General features: G+C 59.9%; 15 protein-coding genes. 2 read left to right on the top strand and 13 right to left on the bottom strand.

What is annotated here, in order from left to right; all coding sequences use genetic code 11:
* Positions 1 to 18: 18 nt before the first annotated feature.
* The 4 genes from QP891_RS06380 to purS all read right to left on the bottom strand — a co-directional run bounded on the left by QP891_RS06380 (position 19) and on the right by purS (position 4,697).
* Positions 19 to 1,302 carry a glycosyltransferase family 87 protein gene (locus tag QP891_RS06380; protein ID WP_284770364.1) on the bottom strand — a complete coding sequence of 428 codons (1,284 nt, stop codon included), beginning with the start codon at positions 1,300 to 1,302 and terminating at the stop codon, positions 19 to 21.
* 145 nt (positions 1,303 to 1,447) lie between these two features.
* Positions 1,448 to 3,757 carry a phosphoribosylformylglycinamidine synthase subunit PurL gene (gene purL / locus QP891_RS06375; RefSeq protein WP_284770363.1) on the bottom strand — a complete coding sequence of 770 codons (2,310 nt, stop codon included), beginning with the start codon at positions 3,755 to 3,757 and terminating at the stop codon, positions 1,448 to 1,450.
* 13 nt (positions 3,758 to 3,770) lie between these two features.
* Positions 3,771 to 4,454: a phosphoribosylformylglycinamidine synthase subunit PurQ gene (purQ, locus tag QP891_RS06370; RefSeq protein ID WP_023029203.1), complete on the bottom strand. Its 684-nt coding sequence runs from the start codon at positions 4,452 to 4,454 to the stop codon at positions 3,771 to 3,773.
* Positions 4,455 to 4,697, bottom strand: a complete 243-nt coding sequence (purS, locus tag QP891_RS06365; RefSeq protein WP_005279580.1) for a phosphoribosylformylglycinamidine synthase subunit PurS — start codon at positions 4,695 to 4,697, stop codon at positions 4,455 to 4,457.
* A 279-nt stretch (positions 4,698 to 4,976) separates the two neighbouring features.
* Between purS and QP891_RS06360 the strand changes: the two genes are divergently transcribed.
* On the top strand, positions 4,977 to 7,715 hold the full coding sequence (locus tag QP891_RS06360) for an ExeM/NucH family extracellular endonuclease (protein WP_284770362.1): 2,739 nt from the start codon (positions 4,977 to 4,979) through the stop codon (positions 7,713 to 7,715).
* A 92-nt stretch (positions 7,716 to 7,807) separates the two neighbouring features.
* On the opposite strand, the gene QP891_RS06355 is transcribed toward QP891_RS06360, so the two are convergent.
* The 7 genes from QP891_RS06355 to purD all read right to left on the bottom strand — a co-directional run bounded on the left by QP891_RS06355 (position 7,808) and on the right by purD (position 15,552).
* Positions 7,808 to 8,362, bottom strand: coding sequence for a PIN domain-containing protein (locus QP891_RS06355; protein ID WP_284770361.1), 555 nt, complete (start codon positions 8,360 to 8,362; stop codon positions 7,808 to 7,810).
* A complete protein-coding gene (locus QP891_RS06350; protein ID WP_284770360.1) occupies positions 8,359 to 8,808 on the bottom strand; it encodes an excisionase family DNA-binding protein in 450 nt (149 codons plus the stop codon). The genes QP891_RS06355 and QP891_RS06350 overlap by 4 nt, the downstream gene beginning before the upstream one ends.
* A 92-nt stretch (positions 8,809 to 8,900) precedes the next feature.
* Positions 8,901 to 9,584, bottom strand: a complete 684-nt coding sequence (locus QP891_RS06345; RefSeq protein ID WP_005279578.1) for a DUF2334 domain-containing protein — start codon at positions 9,582 to 9,584, stop codon at positions 8,901 to 8,903.
* Positions 9,585 to 9,673: 89 nt separating this feature from the next.
* Positions 9,674 to 11,797, bottom strand: a complete 2,124-nt coding sequence (locus tag QP891_RS06340; RefSeq protein WP_284770358.1) for a S9 family peptidase — start codon at positions 11,795 to 11,797, stop codon at positions 9,674 to 9,676.
* Between the two features lie 63 nt (positions 11,798 to 11,860).
* On the bottom strand, positions 11,861 to 12,751 hold the full coding sequence (locus QP891_RS06335; protein ID WP_284770357.1) for a phosphoribosylaminoimidazolesuccinocarboxamide synthase: 891 nt from the start codon (positions 12,749 to 12,751) through the stop codon (positions 11,861 to 11,863).
* Between the two features lie 53 nt (positions 12,752 to 12,804).
* Positions 12,805 to 14,244: an adenylosuccinate lyase gene (purB, locus tag QP891_RS06330; RefSeq protein ID WP_284770393.1), complete on the bottom strand. Its 1,440-nt coding sequence runs from the start codon at positions 14,242 to 14,244 to the stop codon at positions 12,805 to 12,807.
* 33 nt (positions 14,245 to 14,277) lie between these two features.
* Entirely contained in the window at positions 14,278 to 15,552 is a 1,275-nt protein-coding gene (purD, locus tag QP891_RS06325; protein ID WP_284770356.1) for a phosphoribosylamine--glycine ligase, read from the bottom strand.
* 34 nt (positions 15,553 to 15,586) lie between these two features.
* Between purD and QP891_RS06320 the strand changes: the two genes are divergently transcribed.
* Positions 15,587 to 16,015 carry an HIT family protein gene (locus QP891_RS06320; protein ID WP_284770355.1) on the top strand — a complete coding sequence of 143 codons (429 nt, stop codon included), beginning with the start codon at positions 15,587 to 15,589 and terminating at the stop codon, positions 16,013 to 16,015.
* Here QP891_RS06320 and QP891_RS06315 read toward each other — a convergent pair.
* Entirely contained in the window at positions 16,012 to 17,526 is a 1,515-nt protein-coding gene (locus QP891_RS06315; RefSeq protein ID WP_284770354.1) for a sensor histidine kinase, read from the bottom strand. The genes QP891_RS06320 and QP891_RS06315 overlap by 4 nt on opposite strands.
* Before the next feature lie 14 nt (positions 17,527 to 17,540).
* Positions 17,541 to 18,245: a response regulator transcription factor gene (locus tag QP891_RS06310; RefSeq protein WP_005279568.1), complete on the bottom strand. Its 705-nt coding sequence runs from the start codon at positions 18,243 to 18,245 to the stop codon at positions 17,541 to 17,543.
* Positions 18,246 to 18,406 lie beyond the last annotated feature (161 nt).

Genomic DNA, 18,406 nt, shown 5'->3' with positions numbered 1-18,406 from the left:
GTGGAGAAAAGCCGCTTACTAACTCGCCTTTTTGAAGGAAAGGCGGCGATCCCGCAGAGGCAAGGCGTCCTTTCGGCTTAGCTCCGCGATGCACAGTGCGATTACAAAGCCCACCAAGACAATCAACGAGGACCATGACAACCACATTTCAGAATCTGCCCTGGCCAGCGGTGGGAACAAGAAGAGACCTAAGACCGGCACAACATAAATGATGCGATTCTGCCCGCGTGCCAGAACGCCTAGCAGTGGCAATACGGCGCACAAGACGTAATGATCCCACAAGATATTGCCGGTAGCCGTGAGAACCGTAAAGATGCCGACGGCAGCAATGCGCCACGGCTCCTGTGAGCGTAAAGCGGTAACAATAACCAGCGCAATTAATGCCAGGGTTACAAAAGGCGGAATAAGGCTGGCAGCCAGTGAAGGATCATGAACGATGGTGACAAGAATGCTGTCATCTTCAACGCGATTGGTGCTCAGTTGGGAAGCAATCGACCCGTTGACAGGAGCGACCATTATTGCCGCCTTGATGTCCTGCAGGGTATCCCACCAAGAGGTAAACACGTCCCAGCCAGAAACGACGATTGAGTAGAGCACAGCAACGGCTCCTGTCCCAAGTGCTACCAATCCCGCTTTGCGCGCCCGCGGAAAGACCACACAGATGAGCACGAGGATAATGGGGGTTAGCTTTACTGCAGATACAAGTCCTAGTGCAATTCCTGCGCGTACTGGGTGCACGCGAGCAGCAGCAAGGCCGTATGCAACGCCCGCAAAAATCAGTGGGCTCGTCTGGCCAAGAAATAACGATGATTGAAAAGCTATCGATGCCCAGCCCAAGAGGATTCCGAAAAGCAAGGTAATGGTCGCTATCTCTTCCTCAAACCACAAGAACCAGGCGGAGACTATCAGCACCACCAACGCCCAACCGGAAGCAATCGCGAGCAATATCACGGAGACATCAAAGCTGATGACTCGCACGACCAAGCTCATCACATCCGCGAGAAAGGGGACGTGAACATAAGGGTGCGGGAATTCAGTGACATCAGAGTGGGCGATGGTGTCTAACCACACATCACCACGTGGCAGTGCGAAATCGCGTTCATCGATTCTATATAAATGCTCCCGGTTTCCATCGCGGACGAGCAATCCAGCAATCCATAGCGCACCCCAGTCACCGTAATTCAGTTTTCCGGCGGAAATTACGGCAACCACGAGGCCAAACACCAGCCCAATACCATGGTGGTACCACCGCAGCACTGTTGTTGCGGGCGCGGAGGCTTGATGGCGGGAATGCGCGCTCATGTGACTCCTAATATAAAAATTACGATTCGAGACAGAGAGAAAGGGCGATGCTCATTGGGCAGCGACCCCGATCATCGAAGATAGTCTAAATGCTCCTCAAGCCCGGCCAAAGCCGGGCTTGAGCTAAGCGGTGACAGGGGCTGGCTTACTCCACAACGGAGTTAGCGCCCACGGCGTGACCGAAGAGGTCAGGCAAAGTAGCAGACCATGCCTCAACCAACTGAGAGATGGCCACGGATTCGCCACCCAAGGTAAGCGCACCAGTTTCGGTGGTCTCACCCACGATGACTGCTGGGATGCCAAACTCAGCGGCACGGGCGAGCACCTTATCGGCGCGGTCAGCGGTGGTGGCCACGAGCGCGCGGGAAGCGGACTCGGAGAAGGCCGCGGTGAAGGCGTCCTCGTGCACGGCAGTGAGATCGAGGTCGAGGCCGAGGCCGGCGGCATCGGCAGGCGCACCGGCACGCTTGGCCATCTCAAAGGCGGCAACGGCCAGGCCGCCCTCGGAGACATCGTGCGCGGCGGTGAGCAGATCGTTACCGTCGAAGAAATCCGCGAGGCGCTTCTCATTGGCCATGTCCACCTGCGGCGGCAAGCCGTTGAGGTTGTCCTTATCGGCGCCCTCGGCGCTCACCAGCTGCCAGATGGAACCGCCGAACTCATCCTTGGTCTCACCCAAGGCGATGAGGACTTCCTTCTCATTGACGGTTCCCAGGTTATTGCCAATGGCCTGGTGCACATCGTCGATAACACCGAGCACGCCAACGACCGGGGTGGGCAGGATGGGCTCGGAGCCGGTCTGATTGTAGAAGGAGACGTTGCCGCCGGAGACGGGGATGGAAAGTTCAACGGCGGCATCGGCAAGCCCATGCACGGATTCGCGGAACTGCCACATCACGTCCGGGTTTTCCGGCGAACCGTAGTTCAGGCAGTTGGTAATCGCAACGGGCTTCGCGCCGGTAACCGCGACGTTGCGGTAGGCCTCCGCCAAGGCCAAGCGCGCGCCCATGTTCGGATCCAGCTTGGTGTAGCGGCCGGAGGCATCGGCGGAAACGGCGACGCCGCGACCGGTCTCCTCATCGATGCGCAGCACACCCGCGTCCGCGTGGTGGGACTGGACGGTATTGCCGCGCACGTAGCGGTCATACTGATTCATGATGAAATCGCGCGAGCACAGCGAAGGCGAGGAAATGAGCTTCTGCAGAGATTCCACCAGGCCGCGCTTGTCCGTGCCCTGGTATTTCTGCAGATCATCCTGCCACACGGGGCGTGCGTAAGGGCGCTCGTAGACGGGTGCTTCATCCGCGATGGTGCCAGCCGGCGCATCGACAACGACCTCGCCCTGGTGGCGGATGACCAGGTGATCGCCCTCAGTAACCTCACCGATTTCGGCGCAGGTGACCTCCCAGTGCTCGCAGATTTCGCGGAACTTCTCCACGTTTTCCGGTGCCACGACGGCGCACATGCGCTCCTGGGACTCGGAGGCAAGGATTTCCGCTGCGGTCATGTTTTCCGCGCGCAGCGGTACCGCATCGAGGTTGACCTCCATGCCGCCATCGCCGGAAGCTGCCAGCTCAGAGGTGGCACAGGCCAGGCCAGCGCCGCCCAAGTCCTGGATGCCCACCACAACGCCGGCGTGGTAGAGGTCCAGGCAGCATTCGATGAGCACCTTTTCTGCGAAGGGGTCGCCCACCTGCACGGCCGGCAGCTTGCGCTCCGCGCCGTCCTCAAAGGTATCGGAGGCCAGCACGGATACGCCGCCGATGCCGTCCAGGCCGGTGCGGGAGCCAAAGAGCATGACCTTATTACCCTTGCCGGAGGCGAAGGCGAGTTTCAGGTCATCGACCTTGAGCGTACCCACACACAGGGCGTTGACCAGCGGGTTACCGGCATAGGTTTCATCAAAGACGGTCTCGCCGCCAATATTGGGCAGGCCCAAGGAGTTGCCGTAGCCGCCCACGCCGGATACGACGCCGGGTAGCACGCGCTTGGTATCGGGGGCATCGGCAGGCCCAAAGCGCAGCTGATCCATCACGGCGATGGGGCGCGCCCCCATGGCCATGATGTCGCGGACGATGCCGCCCACGCCGGTCGCCGCGCCCTGGTAGGGCTCCACGTAGGAGGGGTGGTTGTGCGATTCCACGCGGAAGGTCACCGCGTTGCCATCGCCGATGTCCACCACGCCGGCGTTTTCACCAATGCCGGCCAGGATCTTCTCCCCCATCTCCTCCGTCATGGTCTCACCAAAGTAGCGCAGGTGCGTCTTGGAGGACTTATAGGAGCAGTGTTCGGACCACATCACGGAGTACATGGTCAGCTCCGCGTCGGTGGGGCGCCGGCCCAAAATATCGTGGATGCGCTGGTATTCGTCATCCTTCAGGCCGAGCTCAACGTACGGCTGCTGCTCATCCGGGGTGGACTGCGCCTTGTCTACGGTGTCATTAGAAACGGTCATGTAGGTGGCCTCCTTAAACCGCCGGCGCTTCCGCGACGGCCTTGATGGCGGATACGAATAGTCCCAATCCGTCGGTGGATGGGCCGGTCAGCGGGTCAATGGCGTGTTCTGGGTGCGGCATGAGGCCTACGATGCGGCCGGACTCATCGCTTACCCCGGCAATGCCATTGATGGAGCCGTTGTAATTATCGGTATAGCGGAAGACCACGCGGCCTTCGCCCTCGATACGGGCGATATCGTCATCGCCTGCCTGGAAGCGGCCCTCGCCGTGCTTGGCGGGCACCAAAATCTTTTGGCCTTTTTCAAACTCGCTGGTCCAGGCCGTGGTGGAGTGCTCCACCTCCAGGTAAGTATCGGTGCAATGAAAATGCAGGCCCTTATTCCGGGTCAATGCGCCCGGCAAGAGGCCTGCTTCAGTCAAGATTTGGAAACCATTGCAAATGCCGAGTACCGGCATTCCCGCCTTAGCGCGGTCGATGACGCTGCGCATGACGGGGGCGAGCGCCGAAATAGCGCCCGAGCGCAGGTAGTCACCATAGGAAAATCCCCCCGGCACGACTACCGCGTCCACGCCGCGCAGATCAGCATCCGCGTGCCAGAGGTTTATGACCTCGGCGCCGGCGGTGCGGGCGGCGCGGGCGGCATCCACATCATCCAGGGTGCCGGGGAAGGTGATTACTCCGATTTTTGCGGTCACTTACTTGACCTCCAGCTGCGTAACCTCGTAGTCCTCGATGACGGTATTAGCCAGCAGCGTTTCTGCTACCTTATCCAGTTCCTCTGCGGTAACGGAATCATCTACCTCGAGTTCGAAGCGCTTTCCTTGGCGCACATCGCTGACACCGGATACTCCGATGCGACCCAATGCGCGGACGACAGCTTGGCCCTGCGGATCCAGAATTTCCGCCTTGGGCATGACATTGACAACTACACGAGCCATGAAATTTTTGCCTTACTGTATGGGGCTTAGGTCTGCCCGATTCAGTGTAGTCATACCCCCGCCCAATCCCTAGATATACCCCCACTGCAGGGTTTTCACCCCGGTAAAGCAAACTCCGCGTAAATTACCACCAACAGGAAAACGAATTTTGCGCGGCACCCAGGTTTCACTGCCTGCTCGCGCGAAACCCGCCCAAAGCGGTCCCGGGTACACCGATAGTTCAGCGAGTAAAAATAAAAGGCGTCCATGACAACTTTCTCTATGATTAAGGTGACTTCTATGGCTCTTCGCCGCCTTGGCAGGGTAGCCCTCGCTGCCGGTTTCTCCACCCTCTCCCTATCCATTGCGGTGCCTTCCGCCATGGCCGCCCCGGATAATTCCACCGCGGTCATCTCTGAGGTCTACGGCGGTGGCGGAAACAAGGGTGCGAGCTTTTCCAATGATTTCATCGAGCTTTATAACCCCACCGATGCCGCAATCGATCTCACCGGCTGGTCCGTGGAGTACTTTGCTTCCAACGGCAATAGCGGCGGCAAGATCACCCTGTCCGGCACCATCGCTCCCCACGGTTACTACCTGGTACAGGCTGCCGCCGGCAATGGCCAGGCCCAGGCTCTTCCCGCCCCGGATGCAGAAGGCAAGGTCAATATGTCCGGCACGAAGGGCTCGGTGCAGCTTGCCGATGCCACCGGTAATACCATCGACCTCATAGGTTACGGTGCCGCCTCCAAGTCTGAAGGAGCTGCCACCGGCGCGCTATCCAATGACACCTCCGCTTCCCGCAACGCGGCGGGCACCGATACCGATGACAACTCCGCGGACTTCACCGTCGGTAGGCCAAATCCCACCAATTCCGGCAACGAGTCCCCTGCCCCGCAGCCAGGCGGATCGGGTGACTCGGGCAGCTCCGATGATTCCGAGAACCTTCCCGCGCCCGAGGGCATTACCCCGATCGCTGAAATCCAAGGCACCGGCGATGCCTCCCCGCTCGAGGGCAAGAACGTTGCTACCCAGGGCGTTGTCACCGGCGTGTGGAGCGAGGGTGGCCTGAACGGCTTTACCATTCAGACCGGCGGCACCGGCCAAGAGGCCACCGATACCTCCCAGGCGCTTTTTGTCCACATGGGCAAAAAGGGCGCCGATAAATACCCCAGCATCGGCGATTCCGTAGAGGTCACCGGCCAGGTATCCGAGTACTTCGGCGCCACCCAGGTCAGCGCTTCTTCCGTCAAGCAGCTCGATACCGCGTTGGAGGAAGTCACCCCGCTCGCCGTGGACGAGCTGCCCCAAGGCGACGGCGCCCGCGAGCCCTTTGAGCACATGCTCATCCAACCCGGCACGCACACCGTGACCAATAACTACTCGCTCAACCAGTACGGCGAGGTCGGCCTCGCCCCGGGCGATGAAGCTTTCCGCCAGCCTTCCGATGTCCACTCCCCTTCCACCGACCCCAATTCCGAGCTGCAAAAACTGGCCAAGGATAATGCAGAAAAGCTCGTCACCTTGGATGATGGTCGCACCCGCGATTATTTGAGGACCGATAAGGACACCCCGCTGCCTTATATCGCCCAAGATGGCGGCAAGACCATCAAATCCCTGCGTACCACCGATACCGTCGAATTCCAGCACCCGGTCATCGTGGGCTACTCCCACGAGCAGTGGCGCTTCCAGCCCACCGAGCCGGTCACCGGTGAAACCGCCGGCGCCGATCTCCCCATTTCCTGGGAAGAATCCCGGGATGCGGAGCTGCACGCCGTTGATGATGTCAAGGGTGAATACACCATCGGTGCCTTTAACGTGCTGAATTACTTCACCTCCCTGGGCGAGGAATTCGGCGGCAGCGCCTATACCGACCGCGCGGGCAATAAAGTCACCGTCAACCGCGGCAAGACCCGCGGCGCCTATACCGAATCCGCGTTAAAGGACCAAGAGCGCAAGATAGTCGCCGCCATCAATGGCCTGGATGCCAATGTCATTGGTCTTTCCGAAATCGAAGATGGCTACGCGGTTACCGGGGACTTTGACCAGCGCGATAAAGCGTTGAAGCGCCTGACCGAAAAACTCAACGAGGCCGCGGGCTCAGAAAAGTGGGCCTTCGTTCCCTCCCCGTCCAAGGAACAAGTCCCTGAGCGCCCCGATGTTATCCGCACCGCGTTTATCTACCACAAGGGCGTGGTCAAGCCCATCGGCGAATCCCGCATCTTCCAAGATCCCCGCTTTTCCGGCACCGCCCGCGAGCCGCTGGCCCAGGAATTCCAGCCGCTCAATAGCGATGACGAGTCCTTCGTCGCCGTCGCCAACCACTTCAAGTCCAAGGGCTCGGTGGCCAAGGGCGATGAGGATTCCGGCGACGGCCAGGGCAATAACCCCAACGTCCGCAACGCCCAGGCCCAGGCCGTGCTCGATGCCCTGCACAAGCAGGAAAATTGGAAAGATAAGCCGCTTTTCGCCCTGGGTGATTTCAATACCTACACCCACGAAACCGCACTCGATGTCTTCCGCAACGATGGCTTCACCGTGCCTGCGGAAAAGTACGGCGCCGATACCTCTTACCAGTTCGGCGGCCTGCTCGGCACCTTGGACCATGTCCTGGCCAATGAGGTTGCTTCGGGCGCGCTTGCCGATGCCCAAGTGTGGAACATCAACGCCGACGAACCCGTCGCCTTTGAGTACTCCCGCCGCAACTACAACGCCGTGGATTTCTACGATGACTCCCCCTTCCGCGCCTCCGACCACGACCCCGTGAAGGTCGGTTTCACCCTGGGCGAGGATGAATCCACCGTTGCGCCGGGCGGCGACGACCAGGGCAACGATGACAACACCGATGGTCCAGGCTTCGGGTTCGGCTCCAGCTCACTTGGCACCGGCGCCATTATCGGCTTTGCCATCCTGGCCGGCCTTCTCGCCATCCCCGGCTTCATGGCGGCCACCGGCAACCTACAAAAGATCATCCCCGCTGGAATCTGGGGCATGCTCCCGCAGCAGGCGAAGGACTTCATTAACGGCCTGAATAAGTAATAATTAAATCCCAGTTCAAAGCCCTTTCTTTATGAAGGACAAGAACTGGGATTTTACTTTTGTAGGCTATCTCCTTGAAACAGATTCTTAGCCTAACGGCGAAGTAGCTCGGCAGCCTCAGGTGCTCCAGCCTTTGCCAGTGAATTAAGCACATCATTGATGGTTCTTGGCGGATTCTTAAGGGCCGCGGTTGCGTAGGTGATTGCTTGGTGCACCCGCGGGGCGTAGAGATCGATTTGATTACACAAAAACTCATCCGCTGATTGAGCTTCAATGTCGAACGGCATCAGGGCAGTCTTGGGAAAATCGCGCTTATTCTCAGTGACAATAACTTGTGCACCGCACCGAATCGCTGCAGCCAAGACATGCCGATCATCGCGGTCTGGCAGAGAAAGGGATTCAACCAAATCCTCATACCCGGTAACGAGGCAATCATCTACAGCCTGGCACATCAAAGTCCTAGTTCTAGCTAATTTTGTCGGATCAAGGTCCGGACGATTGCTTTTCAAGTTACGGAAGACTTCATCGAGTATCTTATCCGTCCAGCGGGCACGAAAATAGCCACTTCCCGCTAGCCGGACCAGGATATCGCGAAGCGTACTGGGATAAAGTACGTTCGCGTCATAGACCACCGTAAAACCACTCACTCGTACAAGCCCATCTCATCAGAAAGTACTGCGAGCTCATCTGCCGCAGCGCGCTGTTCAAGATCTCTATGACGCTTAAACTCCTGCACGCTGGAGGCATACAGGCGGCGGTGGGTGCCAACTTTATGCCCCTTCAGGATTCCTTCGTCCATGAGCTTGATGACATGCGGCCGAGAGACATTCAGGAGGTCTGCAGCCTGTTGCGTAGTCAGTTCCGCGTTCATGGGGATTACATTTACTGTCTGCCCAGCGGCCGTGTTTACAAGGATTTCACGAAGTAATTCAGCGACATCGCGTGATAACCGAATAGGTTCATCTGATCCTGGAGTTACTATATCGATTTCTCCGTGTTCGGGGCCACTAGCGAGCGTACGGTTAAGCTTTTGAAGGGCATCGCGCGCTGTGGCCTTGGCGCGGTCAATGCTTTTTTCTTGCGGGTTCGTCATAACCTACACATTAGCCCCTAAACGAAATAAACGAAAGGGGTAATTTGCTATACCTAGTTCTAGAGCTCGAAAACTCTATAGGCCCCGTGGATCTAACGCGGCAGGTAAATGCTGTAATCTGCGGGAGTAGCGCCCGCATCGAGGGCGCGGCGGGCTGCCTTGACAAAGTCCTTAATGACCTTGCGGTCATCCAGGTTGCGGGCGGAGATGGAAAGGCGCACGGTATTGCCGCGCTGGGCGGAGCGCTCTGCCGCGCGGATGATGTTCTTGCGCCACCACTTGGCAGAACCAAAGCCCTCACCAAAAGAAAGGTTGCGGGCTTGGTGGAATTTCCCGGTGGGTACCTCCAGGATGCCGCGGGTAGAAGCCGCCGCCTCAAAGGGGAATTTGGGCAGGACCTGCAATGTTCCAGGAGACATGCGCCAGCGCGGGGGCGCGAAGATGGTGGGTTCGAAACCAATTTGCGCCATCTGCCGGGTCGCACCGGCTAGGCGCAGCTTCGCCTCGTGAGAATTGAGGTTGGCAAACTCCGCGCGGCGGCCTTGGACTGCTTGGTCAAAGCCATTGAGGATAAGCGGACGGCCAGCGGCCGCCTGATCCTTGAGCCACTGTTGGGTGTCCTTGTCCTTGGCCAGGTGCCAATTGCCATCGATATGCGGGGCGATGAGCAGGGAGACGGGAATTTCCTCCCGGTCCAGAACCGACAGGAAGCTTGTAGCCTGCTTCCGAGTGTCCTCAAAAATACTGGAGATAGAAACCAGAAGGTGGCTAGTCATAGCTCAAATTATCGCACAGTACCGCCAGATCCGCGCGCTGGCCAGAACGCTGGCCAGGGTGCCGGCCAGCGCGCGACTTCGGTGTGCGGTTACTCCGTCAGGCCGGTGGCCTTATTGATGGTCCAGGCGTATTCGAAGGCGTTTTGGCGCCACTTATCGTAGCGGCCAGATACGCCACCGTGCCCGGCGGCCATTTCCGTCTTGAGCAGGAATTCGCCGCCGGTGGCCGTAGCGCGCAGCTGCGCAATCCACTTTGCCGGTTCCACGTACAGCACGCGGGTATCGTTCAGTGAGGTGATAGCCAAGATATCCGGATAGTCCTTGGCCTCGACATTCTCGTAGGGCGAGTAGGACTTCATGTAGTCGTAGTACTCAGGATCGTGGTACGGATCGCCCCACTCTTCCCACTCGGGAACGGTAAGGGGAAGCTCCGGCATGAGCATCGAGGTCAGCGGATCCACGAAGGGGACGACGGCTTGGATGGCGGTAAAGCGGTCAGGTGCCATATTCGCCACGGCGCCCATGAGCATGCCGCCGGCGGACCCGCCTTCAGCCACCATCTGGTCCGGGGTGGTCACGCGGCGCTCGATGAGGTCATCTGCCACAGCGATGAAATCGGTGAAGGTATTTTTCTTCTGCAGCATCTTGCCATCGTCGTACCACTTACGGCCCATCTCGCCGCCGCCGCGCACGTGGGCAACCGCATAAATCATGCCGCGGTCCATGAGCGATAGCCGGGTCGCGGAGAAGTACGGATCCATGCTGGCCTCGTAGGAGCCGTAGCCATACAACAGCGTCGGGTTGGGCTTGGTGCGGTCTAAGTCGGAACGGTGCACCACGGAGACTGGGATCTTGGTGCCATCGCTGGCAGTCGACCAGATGCGGTAGGCCACGTAATCATCCGGATCATAGCCACCGGGGACTTCTTGTTCCTTCAGTAGCGTGTACTCGCCGGTATCCACGCGGTAATCGAAAAGCTGCGCGGGCTGAATATAAGACACGTAGTTCACGCGCACTACCGGCGCATCCCATTCCGGGTTACCGGCCACGGCGACGGTAAAGAGTTCCTCGTTGAAATTGAGTTCTTCGAATTCTCCGAAGTCATCGCCAACGTGCATGATGGCGGCGCGGCCGATGCCACCGCGGCGGTAGCCCACCACCATGTGGTCACGGTAGGTATCCACGCCCTCGATGCGGGTGGTGTCATCGTGTGCTAGAAGCTCCGGCAGATCGCGCAGAGCGGGAAGTTCCGCATCCACTTTGGCATAGCCCACTGCGAAGTTCGGGCCGGTGGCGTTGTGGGTGACAATCCAGTAGTCCTCGCCGCCCACCACGGCATGGTCTACGTCGTAGTCCACACCGGTCTCGCGCTGCCACAGCGGGCGGAATTCGCCTTCGGGGTTCTCCGTATCCAATACCCAGGCTTCCGAGGTAATCTTCGACCCCACCCCGATGAAGAGGTACTTATCGGAGCGGGCACTGCCGATGCCCACGTTAAAGTGCTCATCTTCCTCGTGGAAGACGCGCACATCCGCGGACTGCTCGGTGCCTACCTTATGGCGCCACACCGCATCCGGGCGCCAGGCATCATCCACCGTAGAGTAGAAGATATAGCCATCGCCCGCCCAGGTAGCGCCGTAGAAAATTCCGGTGAGGTGATCTTCTAGAAGCTCTCCCGTTTCGAGGTCCTTAAGGGACAGCTCAAAGCGCTCGTCGCCGGCAAAGTCCACGGAATAGGCCAGGTAGCGGCCAGAATCTGAGATGGAGGCCGCACCAAGGGCGAAGAAATCCTTGCCCTCTGCCAAGGCATTGGCGTCCAAGATAATCTCTTCGCCCTCTGGGCTGCCTTCTTCTGGAATCACCGGCGCGGTCCAGGGATCGCTGCCTTCTTCTACCGGGATGCGGCAGGAATAGCCGTAGTTCTTCCCCTCTTCGGAGCGGCCGTAGTACCAGTACTTACCGCGGCGGGCTGGCACGGACATATCGGTTTGTTTAATGCGGGATTTAATCTCTTGGAAGATATTTTCCGTCATCGCATCCAAGTGCCCGGTATGCGCCTCGGTGTAATCATTTTCGGCGTTGAGGTAATCCAGGGTTTCCTGCGATTGCTTATCGCGCATCCACTCGTAATTATCCACGAATTCGCGGCCGTGAAATTCGCGTTTTACGGGGTGGACTGGGGCTACCGGTGCGGTCGTCTTTTCATCGCTCATGCCCTACTACTGTACGCGTCACCGCCGGTTCCCTAGCGGCGGGCAACAGCCGCAGGCAACCAGCTAACGCGGCGCAAGGAAGTCCGCGAAGCGCTCACCCGATAGCTTTTCGTAGGCCTCGATATAGCGCAGACGGGTGGCGGAAACGACGTCATCGGGAAGCGCGGGCGGGGTGGTCTCAGAGGACTTATCCCAGCCGGAGGCATCAGAAGTCAGCCAATCGCGCACGTACTGCTTATCAAAGGAGGGCTGTACCTCGCCTTCCACGTAAGAATCTGCGGGCCAGTAGCGGGAGGAATCGGGGGTGAGGACTTCATCGGCAAGCACGAGCGTGCCATCTGCATCGAGGCCGAACTCGAATTTGGTATCGGCCAAGATAATGCCCTTCTCTTCCGCCAGCTGGGCGGCCTTGGAATAAATGCGCAAGGTAGCCGCGCGCAGTTCCTCGGCGCGCTCGCGGCCGAGCTTGTCTGCCACGTGTTCGAAAGACACATTCTCATCGTGATCGCCCTGCTCAGCCTTCGTGGCTGGGGTGAAAATGGGCTCGGGCAAGCGGGAGGCCTCCACCAAGCCGGCGGGCAGCTCGATGCCGCACACGGTGCCGTCTGCCTGGTATTCCTTTAAGCCGGAGCCGGTGAGGAAACCGCGCGCCACGCACTCGAAGGGCAGCATGTCTAGCTTCTTGACCACCATGGCGCGACCCAAGCACTCTTCCGGAATGCGCTCATCATCGAGCGGTCCGGCGAGGTGGTTGGGAAAATCGATGGCATCAAAGAAGAACTTCGAGGTGGCCGTGAGAACCCGGCCCTTGTCCGGGATGGCCGGTTCCAAGGCAAAGTCGTAGGCGGAGATGCGGTCAGAGACCACCATCAGCAGGGTGGTGTCATCCACATCGTAAATATCGCGGACCTTGCCGGAGGCTACATGGGTATAAGAAGAAAGCTCAGGACGCATGGTCCTCATCATAACGCGCGGGTGTGCGCGGGCACGTAAGCCCGCGCGTGAGCTTAGAGAATCTCGCCCGGCGTATAGGCAGCGGCCTTGGGGTGCTCACCCACGAGGGCCTTGATGCGGTGCAGGACCTGAGAGACCTGGGATTCAGCGGCGCCGATGAAGGCGTGCTTATCCTCGAGGACCCTTTCGAGCTCGACCTCGTCCATGGGCAGGCGGTCATCTGCGGCAAGGCGCTGGACCAGGTCTTGGTTGCCACCGTTTTCGCGCATATTCAGCGCCACGGCCACGGCGTTTTCCTTGATGACCTCGTGGGCGGTCTCGCGGCCCACCCCGGCGCGCACCGCGGCCATGAGGATGCGGGTGGTGGCGAGGAAGGGCAGGTAGCGCTCCAGCTCGCGGTCAATCATGGCCGGGAAGGCACCGAATTCATCGAGCACGGTGAGGAAGGTTTCGAATTGGCCGTCGATGGCAAAGAAGGCATCGGGAAGCGCCACGCGTCGCACCACCGAGCAGGAGACATCGCCCTCGTTCCACTGGCTGCCGGCGAGGTCTGCGGCCATGGTGAGGTAGCCGCGCAGGATGACCTGCAGGCCGGTCACGCGTTCGCAGGAGCGGGCGTTCATCTTGTGCGGCATGGCGGACGAGCCGACCTGGCCTTCCTTGAAGCCCTCGGTGACGGTCTCGTTGCCGGCCATCAGGCGGATGGTGGTGGCCAGCGATGCCGGGGCGGTTCCCAGGGAGACGAGGCAGGAGATGGCATCGAAATCCAGCGAGCGCGGGTACACCTGGCCCACGGAGTTGAAGATGCGGCGAAAGCCCAGGTAATCCGCAATATTGGTCTCTAGGGAGGCGAGCTTATCTTCGGAACCGCCCATGAGATCGAGCATGTCCTGCGAGGTACCCATGGGGCCCTTGATGCCGCGCAGCGGGTAGTGCGAAAGCAGGTCTTCCACGCGTTCGATGGCCAGCAGCATTTCATCGCCGGCGGTGGCAAAGCGCTTGCCCAGCGTGGTGGCCTGTGCGGCCACGTTGTGTGAGCGCCCAGCCATGACTAGGGATTGGTACTCGGCGGCGTGACGGCCGATGCGCGAGACCACGGCGATGGCCTTATCCCGGATAATTTCCAGCGAGGTGTGGATCTGCAACTGCTCCACGTTCTCGGTGAGATCGCGGCTGGTCATGCCCTTGTGGATGTGCTCGTAGCCGGCCAGCGCATTGAATTCTTCGATGCGGGCCTTCACATCGTGGCGGGTGACGCGCTCGCGCTCAGCAATGGATTCGAGGTTTACGTCCTCGATAACGGCCTCATACGCGCTAATGGCCTTGGCGGGGATGTCCACGCCCAGGTTCTTCTGGGCGTGCATCACGGCGATCCATAGCTTGCGCTCGAGGATGATTTTATGCTCCGCGCTCCAGATATTGGCAAGCTCTGCGGAAGCATAACGGGAGGACAGGACGTTGGGGATATTCTTCTTCTCAGCCACGTGGCTTATTATTCCATGCCTGCCCTCCCCCGTGGCTACTTGCTAGATAGAAATTTCCCCGGCTGCTGCGCGCTTGCCGATGTCCCTCCGGACAAACCCGCCCGCAAACTCAATGCCCTGGGCGGTGACGTAGGCATTCTCGCGCGCGGCGTCTAGCGTTTCGCCCTTGCCCAGCACGTTGAGCACGCGGCCACCATTGCTCTGGAATACTCCATTGGAGCGTTTCGTGCCGGCGTGCAGCACGCGCTCTGGATCCTCGAGGCCCTCGCCCGTGATGGCATCGCCCTTGCGGGGCGAGGCGGGGTATCCTTCGGCGGCCATGACCACGGTGATGGCATAGCCGTCTTCCCACTGCAGCGGCTCAAGTTCTGCCAGGGTGCCGGTGGCGGTGGCGTTGAGCGCTTGCGCCAGCGGGGACTTTAGGAGTGAGAGCACCGCTTGGGTTTCTGGGTCACCAAAGCGGCAGTTAAATTCCACCACTGCCGGGCCCTCGTCGCCCCAGGCCAGCCCGGCATAGAGCAGGCCGGAATACGGGGTGCCGCGGCGCACCATTTCCTTGGCAACCGGGGTGCATACCTCGTCCACGATGCGCTGCACGTCGTCCTTGCCAAGCCACGGCAGCGGTGTGTACGCGCCCATGCCGCCGGTATTGGGGCCCTCGTCATTGTCGTAGGCGCGCTTGTGATCCTGGGCGGGCAAAAGCGGCACGACGGTCTCGCCATCGACAAGGCAGAATAGCGATACCTCGGGCCCGTCCAGGAAAGATTCCAGCAGCACGGGGTTGCCGGCGCCTAAGACCGCATCCACGTGGGCGCGGGCAGCGGCGCGCTCGCCGGTGACCACGACGCCCTTGCCGCCTGCCAGGCCATCGTCCTTGACCACAAACTGAGGACCAAAATTATCCAGCGCGGCTTCAATATCGGCCTCGCTAGCACCTGGTCGCACCTGCTGCGCGCGGGCGGTCTTCACCCCAGCTGCCTCCATGACTTCCTTGGCAAAGGCCTTGGAGCCTTCAATCTGGGCGGCGTCCTTATTCGGCCCGAAGACGGCGATGCCTTCTGCGCGCAGCGCATCCGCCACGCCGGCGACCAGCGGCACCTCAGGGCCGATGACCACGAGCTCGGCGGCGATCTCACGGGCCAGTTCCACCATGCGTTCTGGATCATCTACCTGGGAGTATTCCGGGTGCAGGGTAGCCAGCGGTTCCATGGCCGCGCTGCCGGGCGCGACGTGGATCTCCGCAGCCTGTGGATCAGCGTGCAGTCCTTTTACGAGGGCGTGTTCACGGCCGCCCGAACCAATTACGAGAATGCGCATGCCCACCATCATAGCTGGGGGTAGCCTGGCAGCTATGGCTTCTGTATTTAGCAAAATCATCACTGGTGACCTACCCGCCCGCTTTGTCTACCGCGATAAGAGCTGCGTGGCATTTTTATCCATCGAGCCGCTGCGCTACGGCCACACTTTGGTCGTTCCCGTCGAGGAAGTAGATAAGTGGACCGACCTGGATCCCCAGACCTGGACGCACCTGAACGAGGTGGCCCTAGAAATCGGTGAGGCCATCAAGAACGCGTACGATACCCCGCGCACCGGCTACGTCATCGCCGGCTTCGATGTGCCGCACACCCACATCCACCTCTTCCCCACCGAGAAGATGGAAGAGTACGACTTTGCCAAGGCCTATGCCGCCGAGGACACCGATGATGCCGCCATGGATGAGGCGGCGGCGCGCATCCGCCAGCACCTAGGCACCAACGAGGACGGCTACCGCGAGGATTAATCCTCCGGTTCCTCCAGCGCGGGCAGGCGCACCGTAAAGGTGGTGCCGTGGCCGAGCGTGGAATCCACGCTGATGCTGCCGCCGTGCTGTTCCACCAAGGAATGCACGATGGCAAGTCCCAAGCCGGATCCGCCGGTATCGCGCGTGCGCGAGGAATCCGCGCGGTAGAAGCGCTCGAAGATGTGGGCGGCGTCCTCAGAGGACATTCCCTTGCCGTCATCGATGACATCCACGAGGATGTCCTTGTTGTCGCGGCGCAACTGCAGGGTGACCGTGGCATCCTCGCCGCCGTGGCGCAGGCCATTGGAAATCAGGTTGAGTAGCACCTGGTGGAGGCGGTCTGCATCGCCATTGACCACGGGGATGGACTGCGCCTTATTGACCACCTTGACCTCGCGCTCGGGGAAGGCTGCGCGCGCAGACGAACCCACCGAGAGGGACAGCTCCAAAAGGTCCACCGGCCGCAGATCCAGGCGCGTTCCTTCCGCGCGGGTCAGCGCCAGCAGGTCCTCTACCAGCAGCGACATACGCTTGGATTCCTTATCGATCTTGGAAAAGACAAGATCCACATCGTTTGTCGCCCCAGAGCGGTAGAGCTCCGTGTAGCCGCGCAGGCTGGTCAGCGGGGTGCGCAGCTCGTGGGAGGCATCGCCGACAAAGCGGCGCATCTGTTCCTCTTTTTCCTGCGCGGTAACCACCGAGCGCTGCAGGTGGCCCAGCATAATGTTAAGCGCGGCAGCCAATTGGCCGACCTCCGTGTGCAGCGGCCACTCGGGCACGCGCTTATCCAGGTCACCGGCCGCGATTTCCGATGCCGTCGATTCCACCACCCGCAGCGGCCGTAACGCCCTGCGGATGAACCAGAAGCCGACGCCGGCCATGGCCGCCAAGGCGATCGCCGCAATGGATACCTGCACCATCGCTAGGCCGTGCAGGATCTCCTTTTCATGGGTCATGTCCTTGGCAATGACGGTGATAATGCCATTTGAATCCGCAAAGGCCAGCGCGCGCCACTTGGTGTTATTTTCAATCGAGCCCACCGTCGTGGGGAACCCGCCCAAGGGAACGCCCTCTACATCCGGGGTCGTAGACGTGGGCCCCGAATAGCGAATCGTGCCATCCGGAAGGTAATTGAGTACCACGTATTCCGTGGGCGGGCGCTTGGTGTGATCACCTAGGAAGAAGTCATTGCCCACATCGCGGGCCCAGGAAGACGACGCAGAGCGCAGTTCGCTGTCGACGTTGTTATAGAGCACGTTGCGCATGATCGAGTTCACGGCAAAGGACGAACCCGTCAACCCGAGGCCGGAGATAACCACGAGGAGAACCACCAGCCAGGTGCGCAGGGGCATCGCCTGCGGAATCTGCTTGATGTAGTCGCGCTTGGAGCGCTTCTTTTTCTTTCCCTGCTCCTGCTGCGGTAGCTGGTCCAGCTGCTCATGCCACTTCTTGGGCGGCTGCTGCGACTGCGCGGGCCTGCCCGAAGCGGGGTTCTCCTGTGAATCTGCCATTACGAAACGTCAGTTTAGGACCGCGGGGTGCGCAGCACATAGCCAACACCGCGCACGGTGTGAATAAGCTGCGTATCGCCGGTATCGATCTTGCGGCGCAGGTAAGAAATATAGGATTCCACGACGTTTCCATCGCCGCCGAAGTCGTAGTGCCAGACGTTATCCAGGATCTTGGACTTAGAGAGCACCACTTCCTTGTTTTGCATGAGGTAGCGCAGGAGGTTGAACTCCGTGGGAGACAGTTCGATGAGCTCACCGCCCTTGGTTACCTCGTGGGTATCGTCATTCAAGGTCAGATCGGCATAGCTCATGGTGGCGTCATTAGAAGACTCCTCGGCGGCACCGCCGCGGCGCATGATCACGCGCAGGCGGGTAATGACCTCTTCGAGGCTAAAGGGCTTGGTGACGTAATCGTCTGCACCGATGGTCAGGCCGTGGATGCGCTGATCCACGCCGTCCTTGGCGGTCAGGTACAGCACTGGGCCGTCTAGGCCTTCCTGGCGCAGCTTGCCCAAGAGCTCGAAGCCGTCCATGCCCGGCATCATGACGTCCAAAATATAGGCATCCGGGTTTACCTCGCGCGCCACGCGCAGCGCCTCGTTACCTGAGTTAGCGCTGTAGACCTCAAAATTTTGGAACTTCAACGATACCGTCAGTAGTTCCACGATATTCGGCTCGTCATCAACGACGAGGACTTTGGCAAGTTTATTGTCTTCCATGCGTCCTGTAGCTCCTATTACTTCCTGTTATCTGCACACCTGCGTGCGTGCAAGCTTCAGTAAGACATCATGGCAAACCCAGTTTCTAGCCTACTGATAAGTTTCTGGATGAAACCTGTGAAAGCAAAAAGCCACGCTCCCCCTCCCCACCCGGAACGAGA

It is taken from the genome of Corynebacterium sp. MSK310, from assembly GCF_030227355.1.
In the GTDB taxonomy this organism is placed as follows: Bacteria; Actinomycetota; Actinomycetes; order Mycobacteriales; family Mycobacteriaceae; genus Corynebacterium; species Corynebacterium rhinophilum.
This window is presented reverse-complemented; position numbering and strand designations above follow the sequence as displayed.